The following is a 15,001-nucleotide window of genomic DNA, read 5'->3' on the forward strand; positions in this document are numbered from 1 at the left end:
GATGCATACGTCGCTCCGTACGCTGGCTGCCGCCCTGTTGATGGGCGGCAGTGCTGTGGTAATGGCCGCCAATGACGGTCAGGCGCGTGTAAACGAGTTGCTGTCTTCGGCACCCGAATACCGTCAGACCTGGGCGAAGGTCGTGAAGAAGGAAGAGAGGCTGCCCGACTGGGTGATCAATCTTTCTGGCACGTCCGAGCAGATGACGGCAGTCACCGAGAATGGTGATCCGTATCTGGTGGGTCCGCTCTGCGAGACCGCCGATACGTGCAAGAGCAAGCGCCTGATCGTGGCTTTCAGTCTCGATAAGGAAAATGCGTACGCAATGTTGGTTGAGGTGCCCGCCGGTCTGCCAGCGGACAAGTCGCCAACGCGTCATGCCACCTACCGGTATCTGGGCAAGCCTGACGAAGGCATGCAGCAGCTGCTCAACGAGCAATTGCGCAAGGATCCAAACTGGTATTGATCCAGAGGGGAAGAGCTTGATGGCTCTTCCTTATTGCGCGACCTGAGGAAGGTACGCGCATGACCAGGGGGCCGGGTTGTGTTGATTGAGATGATCGGCGCGACCTAGGGGTACAGGGAGTACCTCCGTTCAGGGCCGGGTCAGGCAGGCTGCCGCACAGTGGACGGTTCCATGCATCGATTTCGTCGGGCGGGAACTGCCTTACTCGTGCGGCGCTTTACGTATTTTCCGTTTAGTTCAATCTCAGACAACCGTATATCTGTTAAATCTGTAACAACATCGTTCCAGCCCCGCAAAACGCCCTTCCCGATGGTTCGACCCTCTTTACAACGTAGGCGACGTTTTAGCCACCTTTGCGCCAAATAGCGGCATCCGTAATGTCGTAAATCAACCCTTTTTGTCGTTTTCGTATGCCGATTGCGCATGAGGTAGTCGCTTACGGCATTAGACGTGGATCCATGTCGTGGGAATAGTTGCGACTTTTTTCGCCTGCTATAGAGCCGGGATGCTCGACTGCGGTGACCTTCTGTGGACAGTCCAAAGGTATCCGCCCCTTGAAAAGGCTGAGGAAAAAGCCCTTTTCAGCGTGTCGGTTTTGGAGTTGCCCAAGCCACTTTCAACAAGGGTAATAATATGAAGAAGGCAAAGCTGAGTCTGGCCTGGCAGATCCTGATCGGTCTGGCGCTGGGTATCGCTGTTGGCGCACTGCTCAATCACTTCAGCGCCGAGAAGGCCTGGTGGATCACCAATATCCTGCAGCCGGCGGGCGATATCTTCATTCGCCTGATCAAGATGATCGTCATCCCTATCGTCGTCGCCTCGCTCGTCGTGGGCATTGCAGGCGTAGGCGATGCCAAGAAGCTGGGACGCATCGGCCTCAAGACCATTATTTATTTCGAGGTGGTCACAACCATCGCGATTCTGGTGGGTCTGGTCCTGGCCAACGTCTTCCACCCCGGCACGGGCATCGACATGAGTACGCTGGGCACGGTCGATATCTCCAAATATCAGCAGACCACCGCCGAGGTTCAGCACGATCACGCGTTCATCGCGACGATCCTCAATCTGATTCCATCCAACATCTTTGCTGCCATGGCGCGTGGCGAAATGCTGCCGATCATTTTCTTCTCGGTGCTGTTCGGTCTGGGTCTTTCCAGCCTGCAGGCTGATGTGCGTGATCCACTGGTCAAGATGTTCCAGGGCGTGTCGGAAACCATGTTCAAGGTCACGCACATGATCATGAACTACGCGCCGATCGGCGTTTTCGCACTGATCGCCGTGACTGTCGCCAACTTCGGTTTTGCGTCGCTACTGCCGCTGGCCAAACTGGTGATTCTGGTTTACGTGGCCATCGCCTTCTTCGCCTTCGTGGTACTGGGTCTGATCGCCCGCGCTTTCGGCTTCTCGGTCATCAAACTGATGCGTATTTTCAAGGATGAACTGATCCTGGCCTATTCCACCGCCAGTTCCGAGACCGTATTGCCACGTGTCATCCAGAAGATGGAAGCCTACGGCGCGCCAAAAGCGATCTGCAGCTTCGTGGTACCGACCGGCTACTCCTTCAACCTCGACGGCTCGACGCTGTATCAGAGCATCGCGGCAATCTTCATTGCACAGCTTTACGGCATCGACCTTTCGGTCGGCGCGCAACTGATGTTGGTCCTGACCCTGATGGTGACGTCCAAGGGTATTGCCGGCGTGCCGGGCGTGTCCTTCGTGGTGCTGCTTGCCACGCTGGGCAGCGCAGGCATTCCGCTGGAAGGCCTGGCGTTCATTGCCGGTGTCGACCGCATCATGGACATGGCGCGCACCGCTCTTAACGTGATCGGCAACGCTTTGGCCGTGCTGGTCATCTCGCGCTGGGAAGGCATGTACGACGACGCCAAGGGGCAGGCCTACTGGAATTCCCTGCCGCACTGGCGCAGCAAGGAACCGGTCCCGCTGGGCAATCCTGCTGCCGAGTGATTGCTGAGTCGCACAACACAAAACCCCGGATTTCCGGGGTTTTGTGTTTCTACCGATGGTTGATGATCGTTCCCAGCGTTGCGTGGTAACGCCGCCCGGAAGGCCCCGCGTGTGACGCGTAGCGCCATGGATACAACCTCCGATTTCCCTCCAGTCCACCCCGCCGTTATTATCCCCGCATCTTGTGAGGGACTTATTCAATGCTCAATGGCCTGTGGCTTGGTTTTTTTGTCGTGGCGGCGATTTCCGCGATGGCGCAGTGGCTGGTTGGCGGCAACGCAGGCATCTTTGCGGCGATGGTCGAAAGCATCTTTGCCATGGCCAAGCTGTCGGTGGAGGTCATGGTGCTGTTGTTCGGCACCCTCACCCTCTGGCTGGGCTTTCTGCGCATTGCCGAGAAGGCCGGGATCGTTGACTGGCTGGCAAAAGTCCTCGGGCCGTTGTTTCTGCGGCTGATGCCGGAAGTGCCGCCCGGCCATCCTGCGCTGGGTCTGATTACCCTCAATTTCGCTGCCAATGCACTCGGGCTGGATAACGCCGCCACGCCCATCGGCCTCAAGGCCATGCGTTCCTTGCAGGAGCTCAACCCCAGCAAGGACACCGCCAGCAACGCGCAGATTCTGTTTCTGGTATTGAACGCCTCGTCCCTGACCCTGCTGCCGGTGACGATCTTCATGTACCGCGCCCAGCAAGGCGCTGCCGACCCTACGCTGGTGTTCCTGCCGATCCTGCTGGCCACCAGCGCCTCTACGATCGTTGGCCTGCTGTCGGTTGCCTTCATGCAGCGTCTGCGTCTGTGGGATCCGGTGGTACTGGCCTATCTGATTCCCGGTGCGCTGTTGCTCGGTGGCTTCATGGCCTTTCTGGCGACGCTGTCGGCCACTGCGCTGGCAGGTCTTTCATCGATTTTGGGTAATCTCACGCTGTTTGGCCTGATTATGATGTTTCTGATCATCGGCTCGTTGCGCAAGGTGCAGGTGTATGAGGCCTTTGTCGAAGGCGCGAAGGAAGGCTTCGACGTCGCCAAGAGCCTGCTTCCATATTTGGTGGCAATGCTTTGCGCCGTCGGTGTGTTGCGTGCCTCAGGTGCGCTGGACTTCGGTCTGGAAGGCATCAGGCACATGGTCGAGTGGCTGGGCTGGGACACCCGCTTCGTCGATGCGCTGCCGACCGCAATGGTCAAACCCTTCTCCGGCAGTGCCGCGCGGGCCTTGCTGATCGAGACGATGCAGACTCAGGGTGTGGACAGTTTCGCCGCGCTCGCCGCTGCGACGATTCAGGGCAGTACCGAAACCACGTTCTACGTGCTGGCGGTGTACTTTGGCGCTGTCGGTATTCAGCGCGCCCGTCATGCCGTGGGTTGTGCGCTGTTCGCCGAGTTCGCAGGTGTGGTGGCGGCCATCTTCGTCTGCTACTGGTTCTTCGGCGCCACCGCCACCTGAAGGGTTATTGAGCGGGCGCCTCTGGCGCCGCTTCAGCCGCTGGCGCCTCCTGTTCCGGCTGAGCGGGTTCGGACTTTTCAGGTGTCGATTCCGGTGCGGCCTCTTCGCCCGTATCGCCACCCGGCTTGAGTTTGATGATCCTGCCTGTCGGACGTTTGACGGCAGGCTCGTCGGCTTCGGTTACGTTGAAACGCAGCACACCGATCATCTGACCGTCTTCTGTGAGCACCCTTACCTGCCAGCGCCCGACCACGTCCTGCGGGAAGTTCTGCTTATGAGTCCAGGCGCGGTAGCCCTCCTTGCGTCCGCCATGGATGTCCAGGGCGATCCGGTCCATCTCTTTACCGTTATGTCGCCACACGTGATAAATGCGCTCCTCAAGACCCCGTGGCGCGTTGATCGCGGTGTACGCATACAGGCCGCCGCTGCGCAGTTGACTGGCACTGATCTGGCGGATGCTGTCACCCGGCGTGCGGTTTTTGTTATCGAAGTCAGGACTGACGGCCACTTCGGTCAGCCACAGGGTCGCAGGCGGTACCCAGGAGCGCAGCAGCCAGCCCGCGCCGCCTGCCACAACGATCATCGTGATAACCATCAACGCATTGCGCCAGTTGGTCAGCGGGAAGCTCGACGCCAGGCTTGGAAACGACAGCAGCATCGCGACGCCCAGCGCCAGTTTGTAACTCTCGGCGGTGGTCAGGTGCACAATGATGGGCAGTGCTGTGAGCAGCGCCGCGAACAGCGTCAGGGTGTGCAGGGCCATGAACAGCCAGCGGCGTGGCGCGAGCCATTTGTAGTACAGCGGATCGATGATCGAGATCAGCCCTGCGGCGCCAAGCAGGGCCGTGAACACGGCCTGACCGCTGTTCCATGTCGTGGTGATGAAAAAGAATGGCAGGACAAAGAACAGGCTTTCCTGGTGGATCATCTGCGTGCCGTAACGCAGCAATCCCTGGGGAATCTCCCGACCGATCGCCTTGTTGAGCATCCCGACCATGGTGTTCTCGACCATCAGCCACAGCCAGCTGATCAGCATGACCACTGCGATCCAGGTGGCCAGACCTTCCTGGCGATCCACCAAAATGAAACTGGCAATACCGGAGACAAAACCAAAAGCCGCAATAAGCCCCGGATAGCGTTGCATCAGGTTGAGCACGGGTGTCACAAAGCGGTTCAGGTCAGGCATCTGGGCGGTTCACTCGGTTCAAAGCGATCAAAAACCCGCGCAGCATAACAATGCAGCGCGGGTCCCTGTGGAAAGAGGTGCAGTGCACCGGTTCAGCTCTTATTTGCGCCGCGCCCGCCAGCGCCAGAGCGCCAGCAGGAGAACGATCAAGCCCAGCAATGCGGCAATCACCCAGTACAGGCCGTCGTAGCTGAGCAGCGGTTTTTCGATGCGCATATAGCCCGGCTGGGCCAACAATTGGCGCATGGCTCTATTGGCGGTTTCCAGGCTCACAGCTTTGATGCGTTTGGCAGGGTCGACAAAGCGTCCGTCCTCATAATCGTTGATCGCGCCCCAGTAATAATCAGCCAGCGCGCTATTACCCTGAACGGCCCAGGCCTGACGCGCGACGGCGGCGTCCTGCAGGCGCGCAAAGGTTTCAGCCTGCATGCCGTCCTTCTGCAGCCGCTCGACCAGCGCACGCATTTCCCGCTCGGCTTCATCGGCGTCTTCGCGTTCGACGTCAGCATTCAGACTGAGAAAACCAACGTCGCCGAACACTTCGCGCTCGGCCGAAGGGCCGTAGGACAGGCCGTGCTTGAGGCGCAGCTCGGTGTAGAGCGACCAGTCGAGGTAGGCCTTGACCAGATCCCAGGTCTCATCGTGCTGATCGTCGAGTTCGGGTTCGGTGTAGAACAGATGCAGCCTGGCGTTATCCCCAAGTCCGCCACGCTCCAGTTCGCGCCGCGGCTCGGCAGAACCGTTGCTCTCGGCCAGTGGCGGGTGATCGATAGGATCGGTCGGGGCCAGCTTGCCGTACGTCCGTTCAAGGTAGGCAGGCAGTAGCTTGTCGAGATCGCCGACGACGATCAGCGTCATGTTGTTGGGCGCGTACCAGTTGGAGAAAACGTCTTCGATGTGTTCCAGCCCGATATTGTCCACCTCGGGACGTTCAGCGCATTTGAGCCCCAGCTCTGTTGCCAGTTGGCTACTGGCTCCGCGGCTTGAACCTCGATGGTCAAGCAGGCGTTGCAAGTGGGAGAAATGCCCGCCGTCCTCACGCTCGACGATGCGTTTCACATTGTCCAGCCGATCCTGAGTCAGCTCGGTCTTGGTCATGATGTCCAGCAACAGGTCCAGCACCTTGCGCTGATTGCGTGCGGGCGCTTCGAGCACGAAGGTTGTGTCGGTGTTGCTGGTGAATGCATTCCACTCGCCTCCGAGCGCCTGCATGCGCTCTTCAAGACCACCTTCGCCAGTGTCGTCGATACCGCTGAACAGCAGATGTTCCAGCAGGTGCGGCAGTTCCTTGTCCTGGCACTGAAAGTCGTCGAAGCCGATGCCCACCACCAGACGGATAGCGACGTGGCCCTTTTCGTAGCCGGGTTTCAGAAGAACTTGCAGACCATTGGGCAGCAGATAGCCCTCGACCTTGAGGCGGTCAAGGGCGAACGAAGGGAGTGTGACGAGAAACAGACATGCGAACAGCAGGCAACGCATAAAGCAGCTTTCCTTGCGGGCCGGTATGTTTAACAGACTTCGACACTCCCCTTACGTTCATAACGATTGTTCCACCGCGGTCTCGCTGGCAAGCGCGCCGGTATCGGAGGTTTCCAGTACCGCGTAGGCGCTGCTGCAGAACAGTGAATTGAGGCGCTTCATGTCGGCGATCAGCTCCAGGTGCAGCGAGCTGGTCTCGATGCTTTGCACGACTTTACGCTGCAAACGACTGACATGAGCATGCGCCAGGCGCCGTTCCTGCGCCCGAAAACGCCGCTTTTCACGCAACAGTTGGCGAGCGCTTTCTTCGTCGCCGCTGAGAAATACCGACAGCCCCAGGCGCAGGTTCGACTGCAGCTGGATATGCAGGTCGGCCAACTCTTCCAACCCGACTTCCGAGAACGAGCGACGCTGCGAGGTCTTCTGTTGCTGGATCTTGCGCAGCATACGCTCGATCAGACCGGCGGCCAGTTCCAGGTTGATTGTCAGCTCGATGATCTCTGCCCAGCGACGATTATCGTGCTCGCCCAGCTCTTCGCGCGGCATTTGCGCCAGATAAAGTTTGATCGCGTTGTAGAGCGCTTCCACATCATCGTTGAGACGCCGCACTTCCTGCGTGACGGCAGTCTGTGTCCCGCGCAGCACGGCCAGCATCGAGCCAAGCATGCTTTCAATCAGATCACCCATGCGCAGGGTTTCACGTACGGCATTGGCCAGCGCAAGGCTGGGTGTTGCCAGTGCCGTAAGGTCCAGATGGCGCGGTTTGGCCAGGCCGCCGACTTCGTTCTGCTGTGGCAGCAACGCGGTGCACAGGCGTGCCATCGGGCCGACGGTGGGCAGCATGATCAGGCAGCGCGCGGTGTTGTAGATCAGGTGGAAGCCAATGACCAGTTCCTGAGGGCTGAAGCCCAGCGTGTCGATCCAGGCGACCAGAGGATCGAGCACCGGAATGATCAGCAGCAGGCCCAGCAGCTTGTACAGCAGACTGCCCAGCGCAACCTGTCGACCTGCCACGTTCTGCATGCTGGTGCTCAGGAACGCCAACAGGCCGCTGCCGATGTTGGCACCGATCACCAGCCCGATGGCCACGGGCAACCCGATGATTTCTGCGCCCGCCAGGGTGGCGGTCAGCAGTACGGCCGCAAGGCTTGAGTACGAGATCAGGGCAAACATCGCACCGACCAGCGCATCCAGGAGCAGGTCGCCCGTCAATGAAGCGAACAACACCTTCACGCCGGCCGCCTGAGTGATCGGTGCGGCCGCCTCGACAATCAATTGCAGCGCCAGCACGATCAGGCCCAGGCCGATACCGACGCGACCCAGTTGCCCCGCTCGGGTCTGCTTGCGCGATAGAAAGAACACCACGCCGAGGAAAATCAGCAGCGGCGACAGCCAGGATAGATCGAAGGTCAGCACCCGCGACATAAGCGCCGTACCCACATCGGCACCGAGCATGATGACCAGCGCGGGTGTCAGCGTCATCAGACCCTGGCCCACGAACGAGGTCACCAGCATTGCCGTGGCATTGCTGCTCTGCACCATGGCGGTCACGAGAATACCGGCGATGAAGGCCAGCGGACGTTTGGACATGTTCTGGCTGAGTACGCGCCGCAATTGCGCGCCATAAACACGAAGGATGCCAGTGCGCACGATGTGCGTGCCCCAGATCAGCAGGGCTACGGCGGATAGCAAATCGAGCAGGGTCAGCATACTGATAGCCCCTGAGGTTTGCCCATACAGGCATTGGATTGAAAGGTGCAGCGTGTAGCGAGCGGGGAAGTGTTTTGTAACGCTCTACTAAGCTTTAGTCGGCCTTGGGCCTTGGCGCCAGCATCGCACAGGCTTGGTTTCATTGAAATAAAAGTGTCATAAATCACATCCTTACTGGTCGTTCATCACGATCAGGCATCGCGTACCCAGCGGAATCACTTCTTTACCGCCCGTGCCATACGCATTCTGATGTTGATGGTCTCCACCACCAGCGAAAACGCCATCGCGAAGTACACATAGCCCTTGGGCACGTGCACGTCGAACGCGTCTGCGATCAGGACAGTGCCGACCAGGATCAGAAAGGACAGTGCGAGCATCTTCAACGACGGATGTCGGTTGATGAAGTCGCTGATGGCACCGGAGCACAGCATCATGATCAGTACTGCCGTTACGATGGCCGCAATCATGACCGGGATATCGGACACCATGCCTACGGCGGTGATGACCGAGTCCAGTGAGAAAACGATGTCGAGAATGGCGATCTGAATGATGGTGTAGAAGAACTGCCCGTTGCCGCCCTTTGGCTGTGCGCTCTCTTCTTCACCTTCCAGCCCGTGATAGATCTCCTGCGAGCTTTTCCAGAGCAGGAACAGCCCGCCGAAAAACAGAATCAGATCACGCCCGGAAAAGCCTTTGCCCATCACCGAAAACAGATCGCTGGTCAGGCGCATGACCCAGGTGATGGAGAGCAACAGCAGGATCCGCGTCACCATCGCCAGCGCCAGCCCGACGATCCGGGTGCGTGGCTGCATCGCCTCGGGCATGTGCCCGACGAGGATGGAAATCATGATGATGTTGTCGATGCCCAGAACGATTTCCAGGGCAGTGAGGGTAAAAAATGCAGCCCAGATCTCGGGGTTGGTCAGCCATTCCATAGAGGGTCTCAAACATGAAAAAGCCCGCCATCAACCCTCGGGTCGATGGCGGGCCGATGACAGCCTGAGGTTATAGACTGCTGTAGAGCGGGAAAATCCCCATGGCCAGTGCTGCAACCAAAATGCACATGCACACCAGAATCGCCCACTTCAGGGTGAAACGCTGGTGGTCGCCGAACTCGATACCGGCCAGTGCCACCAGCAGGTAAGTCGAAGGCACCAGCGGGCTGAGCAGGTGAACCGGCTGGCCGACGATGGAGGCACGAGCCATTTCCACCGGGCTGATGCCGTAGTGGGCGGCGGCTTCCGACAGCACTGGCAGTACGCCGTAGTAGAACGCATCGTTGGACATGAAGAAGGTGAACGGCATGCTCACCAGCGCAGTGATGACCGCCAGGTACGGGCCCAGTGCGTCCGGGATAACAGCCAGCAGGCTCTTGGACATGGCATCGACCATACCGGTGCCCGACAGGATACCGGTGAAGATACCGGCAGCGAAGATCAGGCCGACCACGGCCAGGACGCTACCGGCGTGAGCCGAAACGCGGTCCTTCTGATCCTGCAGGTTCGGGTAGTTGATGATCATGGCGATACTGAACGCAATCATGAACAGCACCGGCAGCGGCAGCAGACCCATGATCAGGGCGACCATCAATACCAGCGTCAGGCCGCCGTTGAACCAGATCAGTTTCGGGCGACGGGCATCCGGGAACTGCGACACACTGATTTCACTGTGATCGACTTCGTCGCCTTTCAGGTGCAGTTCACCCAGGCGGGCGCGCTCACGTTTGCCGTAGAAGTAGGCAATCGCCAGGATCGCCACCACGCCAGCCAGCATTGCAGGAATCATCGGGACGAAAATGTCCGACGCATCCACATGCAGGGCGCTGGCCGCACGAGCGGTCGGGCCGCCCCACGGGGTCATGTTCATCACGCCACCGGCCAGAATGATCAGGCCTGCCATGATCCGCGGGCTCATGCCGACGCGGCTGTACAGCGGCAGCATGGCGGCAACGCAGATCATGTAGGTGGTTGCACCGTCACCGTCCAGCGAGACCACCAGGGCCAGCACAGCGGTGCCGACCGAGATGCGCATCGGGTCGCCTTTCACCATTTTCAGGATCTTGCGCACGGCCGGGTCGAACAGGCCGGAGTCGATCATCAGCGCGAAGTACAAAATGGCGAACATCAGCATGACGCCGGTCGGCGCCAGTTTGGTAATACCGGCCAGCATCATCGGGCCGATCTGCGACGCGAAGCCGCCGAACAGGGCAAAGATGATCGGGACCAGAATCAGGGCGATCAGCGCGGTCAGACGCTTGCTCATGATCAGGTACATGAACGCAATGACCATGGCGAAGCCAAGGAAAGTCAGCATGGGAATACTCCAGACGTAATACGGCTACAGAACGATGGAAACGAACGAGTCAGCTCAGTCGGAGCGGTACGTGGAGAGGGGGCGCAAGAAGGGGACGGGTCGGAAAGTCAGCAAGCATTGCAATCACCATTATTGTTGTTAATTGGGCCAGGGAACGCGTGGAGCGACACCCAGGCTGGCCGGTCTTTTTGCCGGAAGTGAGGCGATGCTAATTGCGCAAGCTTTCACCGACCTTTCAATCAGCGCTTGCGGTCACATTATTAAGTGTTTGCGGTCACTTTATGGCGACACGCTTATCGATGCACAACAGGGAGATGCCCTCATGAGCCAGATTCACATCGGCGGCTGCCATTGCGGCAACCTGCGTTACCAGTTCGATGCGCCCCTGAAGGACATCGCCCATTGTCACTGCTCCATTTGCAGGAGAACGTCCGGCGGGACGGTCATGACCTGGATCACGGTACCGCTGACGTCCTTCCAGTGGCTGGCGGGCAGCCCGGCGACCTACGACTCGGGCCCGACCTGCATTCGCTACTTCTGCGGCAACTGCGGAGCTCACGCGGCCCTGTTCACCCGCAACAGCCCGCAGGAAATCGACGTGGTCATCGCCACGCTCGACCATCCGGAACTGGCGGCGCCAGCGCGGCACATCTTCATCGAAAACCGATTGCCGTGGCTGCATCTGGACGAGCATTTGCCGGGGCGGGAGGGGGAGTTAGATTAAGTTCGTGTACAGCTACTGACCGCGGCTCGCTGCCCGTTCCCACGCGCTGCGTGGTAACGCCGCCGAGGACGCTTCGCGTCCGCTCTCTAAGGTGACGCGGAGCGTGACGGGATGCATGCCCACGCGAAGCGATGGGCACGATCAGTGTGGCGCTTACTGGCTGAACTGAGACGCCAGTTCGCGCAGCAGCACTTCGGCTTCCAGCACCTTCTTGACGGACTCGTTGGCTTTTTCGCGGGTCAGGCCAAGACGCTCGAACAGCTCGTCCGGAATCTCCTGCTGCGGGCCTGCGCCGATGCCGTTGGCGCGCAGCAGCCGTACGGCCAGAAATACCAGGTTGGCGTAGGCGTGATGCTCGCCTGCGTAATGCGGATCATGCTGGAAGCGCAGCGCAGTGGCGAGTTCGTCCGGCATGTCCCAGTAGCGCATCAGCCAGGCACCGATCTGCTCACGGCTGATACCGAGCAGATGGTGCTCGATGTAGCTGTGGTGCAGGTGCGTGTTCACTTCCAACTGACGGCAGATCAGCGTGAAATGCGGCGGAAACACGTGGGCGAGCAGCAAGTAGCCGAAATTGTGCAGCAGGCCGGCCAGATAGGTCAGGCCGCCTTCAGGTCTTTTTGCGCGCGGGATAGCGCGGGTCAGGCCTTCGATGACGGCTGCAGTGTAGATCGACTGCTGCCAGTAAGGGGTGGTCTGCTGCGGTTGATCCTTGGGCAGGCTCAGGGTCTTGCCCAGCGCGAGGCCCAGTGCCAGGTTGATCACCAGGTCGAAACCCAGCACGCGCACTATGGCGTCTTCCACCGAGCGAATCCTGCCGGTCGAAGCGTAGTAAGGCGACGCAGCCCAGCTGACGACCTGCGCCGCCAGCGCAGGATCTGTTTCGACCACGCCGGTGATGTCGTCAATGGTCGCGTCGGGATCGACCCGCAGCTTGATGATCTTTTGCGCAGTGCCTGCCAGCGGCGGAATTTCCAGTGTCGCTTCCAGGCGTTGCTGGATGCGGCGCGCCGTGAAGTGAGTCATGGCTGTGGTGATTTCTTTCCGGTCATCGTCAGGACGATCAAGGTTGGGATGAATCGCGCTGACAGGCTGCCCGAAAACGGCGGCGCTGGCTTTGCTGAGCATACCTTTGAAGTCTTCGCTGGTGATTTCCAGTAACACCCCGGGTTCGCCCGAACCGACCAACAGTGAGGGCTCCTGCAGCAGGCGCTCATCGTAAAGGCAGGGTGAACTGGTGAGCGCGGGCAGGCCCGGCAGTACATGCAGGCTGTGTTTGGCCAGCATGCGCAACAGCCGCTCGTGTGGGACGGCGGTCAATTGTCGACCCGTCAGCTCGGTAATCCGGCTGAGGTCCAACAGCTGACTTTGCGGAAACAGGATGAGAAGAGCACCTACGGCGTCTTCAACCAGGACGGCTTGAACTTTTCGCGCCGGTTGCAGGTTTTTGTCATCGACGACTTCGTTGTAGCTGATCGCCAATTTTTCAAGCAACTGCCGGATAACCGACGGGGCGTGATGCGAATCATCGACGTGAGCAACTTCTGTCATGGTCTTTGTCCAAATTCCTACAGTGGCCGAAGTATAACCACCTTATTCAATTTGGGTCGCATGCGGTTTCCAAAGCGTAGCCTGCATCACACCTGGCCATACTGCTGGCCATGACGCAGCCAGCGCTCCAGTAACGGACTCACATGTTGGGGCCAACGCTCAAGCAGCGCTTGGGCTGCGTCGCGGACGGCGGGTAGCAGATCGGCGTCGCGCATCAGGTCGGCGACCTTGAATTGCAGCAGGCCCGTTTGTCGGGTTCCAAGCATTTCGCCTGGGCCGCGCAGCTCCAGATCCTTTTCGGCGATCACAAAACCGTCGTTGGTTTCGCGCATGATCGCCAGTCGCTGGCGACCGATTTGCGACAGCGGCGGATGGTAAAGCAGCACGCAGTGACTGACAGCGCTGCCCCGGCCGACTCGACCGCGTAGCTGGTGAAGCTGGGCAAGCCCCAGGCGCTCGGGGTTCTCGATGATCATCAGACTGGAATTGGGCACATCGACGCCCACCTCGATCACCGTGGTCGCCACCAGCAATTGCAAGGCACCCTGTTTGAACTCGGCCATGATCGCGGCTTTCTCGACAGGCTTCATGCGCCCGTGGATAAGCCCTACCCGCAACTCGCCCAGCGCGCTGCTCAATTCTTCGAACGACGTTTCGGCAGCTTTGCAGGTCAGTTCTTCCGACTCTTCGATCAGCGTGCACACCCAATAGGCCTGCCGTCCCTCCGCACAGGCGGACCGCACCCGCTCGATCACTTCCATCCGGCGACTGTCGGCGACCAGCACGGTGTTGACCGGTGTGCGGCCTGGTGGCAGCTCGTCGAGAATGGAAGTGTCCAGGTCTGCATAGGCACTCATGGCCAGTGTGCGGGGAATCGGTGTGGCCGTCATGATCAACTGGTGAGGACACATCAGGCCGCCCACGCCTTTCTTGCGCAGCGCCAGACGCTGCTGAACGCCGAAGCGGTGTTGCTCATCGATGATGACCAGCGCCAGATTCTTGAACTGCACTTCGTCCTGAAACAGCGCATGCGTGCCGACCACCATGGGTGTGCCGCTGGCGATCTGTTCAAGCGAGGTCACACGGGCTTTGCCCTTGAGCTTGCCCGCCAGCCACGCCACACCGATGCCCAGCGGTTCAAGCCAGCGCTGAAAGTTGATGTAGTGCTGCTCGGCGAGAATCTCGGTCGGCGCCATCAATGCCACCTGATAACCGGCTTCCAGCGCCTGCAAGGCCGCGAGCGCCGCGACGACGGTCTTGCCCGAGCCAACATCGCCCTGAATCAGGCGCAGCATGGGTTCGGGCTGACTGAGGTCGTAGGCCACTTCTTTACCGACCCGCTGCTGCGCGCCGGTGGGCGGAAAGCCGAGGTTGGCAAGAAACTGCTTTGGCAGTTTCTTTGCCAGCGGCAGGGCCGGGGCGCGTTGCGAGCGCAGGCTTTCGCGCAGCCTTTGTTGAGAGAGCTGGTGAGTCAGCAGTTCCTCAAACGCCAGACGATGCTGGGCCCAGTGATGCCCCAAAGCCAGTTCGTCGACATCGGCGTCGGCCGGCGGGTGATGCAGGTAGCGAATCGCATCGTCCAGCGGGGCCAGTTGATAATCACGGGCCAGCTCATCCGGCAGCCAGTCCGGCAGGCTTTTGGGGCCTAGCATCGCCAGGCTCTGCTGACAGAGCTGGCGCAGACGCTGTTGCGTCAGGCCTTCGGTCGAGGGATAGATCGGCGTAAGGGTCTGTTCGACAGGCGCAGGCTCGTCGCCCGTGATTGCACGGTATTCGGGATGATAGATTTCAAGGCCGGACGCGCCAGGGCGTGCTTCGCCGAAACAGCGCAGGTGGGTGCCGCGCTTCATGCCGTCTTTCTGGGCATTGCTGAAGTGATAGAAGCGAAGGCTGACGACACCCGTGCCGTCGCCCAGACGCACCAGCAGGCTGCGACGTTTGCCCATCACGACGTCGGCGCCGCTGACGACACCTTCGATCACCGCGTCCTGGCCTGGCCGCAGCGCGCCGATAGGCACGACGCGAGTCCGATCCTGATAACGCAACGGCAGATGAAACAGCACATCCTGCAGGTTTTCCAGACCGACCTTTGCCAGCTTTTCAGCCATGGCCTCGCCGACGCCCTTGAGCGCGGTGACCGAGACTTTGGAAAGCTCGCTCATGTT

Annotated in this window: 11 protein-coding genes; 4 read left to right on the forward strand and 7 right to left on the reverse strand. The window is 59.8% G+C overall.

What is annotated here, in order from left to right; genetic code table 11:
• The first annotated feature begins 1 nt into the window (after position 1).
• From KDX39_RS11135 to KDX39_RS11145, 3 genes are all read left to right on the forward strand, one after another.
• Positions 2–466, forward strand: coding sequence for an inhibitor of vertebrate lysozyme family protein (locus tag KDX39_RS11135; RefSeq protein WP_231660412.1), 465 nt, complete (start codon positions 2–4; stop codon positions 464–466).
• Positions 467–1,099: 633 nt separating this feature from the next.
• Positions 1,100–2,431: a glutamate/aspartate:proton symporter GltP gene (gene gltP / locus KDX39_RS11140; RefSeq protein WP_231660413.1), complete on the forward strand. Its 1,332-nt coding sequence runs from the start codon at positions 1,100–1,102 to the stop codon at positions 2,429–2,431.
• A gap of 200 nt (positions 2,432–2,631) precedes the next feature.
• The gene (locus tag KDX39_RS11145) at positions 2,632–3,873 is read left to right on the forward strand and encodes a nucleoside recognition domain-containing protein (protein ID WP_231660414.1); all 1,242 of its coding nucleotides are present in this window, start codon (positions 2,632–2,634) and stop codon (positions 3,871–3,873) included.
• Positions 3,874–3,877: 4 nt separating this feature from the next.
• Here the strand turns inward: KDX39_RS11145 and KDX39_RS11150 are convergent, their stop codons facing one another.
• The 5 genes from KDX39_RS11150 to KDX39_RS11170 all read right to left on the reverse strand — a co-directional run bounded on the left by KDX39_RS11150 (position 3,878) and on the right by KDX39_RS11170 (position 10,561).
• Positions 3,878–5,059, reverse strand: coding sequence for a DUF5924 family protein (locus KDX39_RS11150; RefSeq protein ID WP_231660415.1), 1,182 nt, complete (start codon positions 5,057–5,059; stop codon positions 3,878–3,880).
• A gap of 99 nt (positions 5,060–5,158) precedes the next feature.
• Positions 5,159–6,538: a M16 family metallopeptidase gene (locus KDX39_RS11155; protein ID WP_231660416.1), complete on the reverse strand. Its 1,380-nt coding sequence runs from the start codon at positions 6,536–6,538 to the stop codon at positions 5,159–5,161.
• 57 nt (positions 6,539–6,595) lie between these two features.
• Entirely contained in the window at positions 6,596–8,248 is a 1,653-nt protein-coding gene (locus KDX39_RS11160; RefSeq protein ID WP_058430465.1) for a Na/Pi cotransporter family protein, read from the reverse strand.
• A gap of 215 nt (positions 8,249–8,463) precedes the next feature.
• Complete coding sequence (locus tag KDX39_RS11165) at positions 8,464–9,183, reverse strand: TerC family protein (protein WP_231660417.1); 720 nt, start codon at positions 9,181–9,183, stop codon at positions 8,464–8,466.
• Positions 9,184–9,253: 70 nt separating this feature from the next.
• Positions 9,254–10,561, reverse strand: coding sequence for a CitMHS family transporter (locus KDX39_RS11170; RefSeq protein WP_099230908.1), 1,308 nt, complete (start codon positions 10,559–10,561; stop codon positions 9,254–9,256).
• A gap of 322 nt (positions 10,562–10,883) precedes the next feature.
• On the opposite strand from KDX39_RS11170, the gene KDX39_RS11175 reads away from it, so the two are divergent.
• Positions 10,884–11,285 (forward strand): GFA family protein, encoded by a 402-nt coding sequence (locus KDX39_RS11175; protein ID WP_231660418.1) that lies wholly within the window; start codon positions 10,884–10,886, stop codon positions 11,283–11,285.
• Positions 11,286–11,438: 153 nt separating this feature from the next.
• Here KDX39_RS11175 and KDX39_RS11180 read toward each other — a convergent pair whose 3' ends face one another.
• Together KDX39_RS11180 and recG are read right to left on the reverse strand one after the other, a co-directional pair.
• The gene (locus KDX39_RS11180; protein WP_231660419.1) at positions 11,439–12,836 is read right to left on the reverse strand and encodes an aminoacyl-tRNA deacylase and HDOD domain-containing protein; all 1,398 of its coding nucleotides are present in this window, start codon (positions 12,834–12,836) and stop codon (positions 11,439–11,441) included.
• An 86-nt stretch (positions 12,837–12,922) separates the two neighbouring features.
• Positions 12,923–14,998, reverse strand: a complete 2,076-nt coding sequence (recG, locus tag KDX39_RS11185) for an ATP-dependent DNA helicase RecG (RefSeq protein ID WP_231660420.1) — start codon at positions 14,996–14,998, stop codon at positions 12,923–12,925.
• Between the last annotated feature and the right edge of the window lie 3 nt (positions 14,999–15,001).

Origin of the sequence: Pseudomonas sp. CDFA 610 (genome assembly GCF_021147865.1) — a bacterium.
GTDB lineage: Bacteria > Pseudomonadota > Gammaproteobacteria > Pseudomonadales > Pseudomonadaceae > Aquipseudomonas > Aquipseudomonas alliivorans.

What these genes read in the sequence shown, in the direction of transcription:
- KDX39_RS11135 (WP_231660412.1), top strand. Translation starts at nt 2, where the DNA reads ATGCATACGTCGCTCCGTACGCTGGCTGCCGCCCTGTTGATGGGCGGC.
- gltP (WP_231660413.1), top strand. Translation starts at nt 1,100, where the DNA reads ATGAAGAAGGCAAAGCTGAGTCTGGCCTGGCAGATCCTGATCGGTCTG.
- KDX39_RS11145 (WP_231660414.1), top strand. Translation starts at nt 2,632, where the DNA reads ATGCTCAATGGCCTGTGGCTTGGTTTTTTTGTCGTGGCGGCGATTTCC.
- KDX39_RS11150 (WP_231660415.1), bottom strand. Translation starts at nt 5,059, where the DNA reads ATGCCTGACCTGAACCGCTTTGTGACACCCGTGCTCAACCTGATGCAA.
- KDX39_RS11155 (WP_231660416.1), bottom strand. Translation starts at nt 6,538, where the DNA reads ATGCGTTGCCTGCTGTTCGCATGTCTGTTTCTCGTCACACTCCCTTCG.
- KDX39_RS11160 (WP_058430465.1), bottom strand. Translation starts at nt 8,248, where the DNA reads ATGCTGACCCTGCTCGATTTGCTATCCGCCGTAGCCCTGCTGATCTGG.
- KDX39_RS11165 (WP_231660417.1), bottom strand. Translation starts at nt 9,183, where the DNA reads ATGGAATGGCTGACCAACCCCGAGATCTGGGCTGCATTTTTTACCCTC.
- KDX39_RS11170 (WP_099230908.1), bottom strand. Translation starts at nt 10,561, where the DNA reads ATGCTGACTTTCCTTGGCTTCGCCATGGTCATTGCGTTCATGTACCTG.
- KDX39_RS11175 (WP_231660418.1), top strand. Translation starts at nt 10,884, where the DNA reads ATGAGCCAGATTCACATCGGCGGCTGCCATTGCGGCAACCTGCGTTAC.
- KDX39_RS11180 (WP_231660419.1), bottom strand. Translation starts at nt 12,836, where the DNA reads ATGACAGAAGTTGCTCACGTCGATGATTCGCATCACGCCCCGTCGGTT.
- recG (WP_231660420.1), bottom strand. Translation starts at nt 14,998, where the DNA reads ATGAGCGAGCTTTCCAAAGTCTCGGTCACCGCGCTCAAGGGCGTCGGC.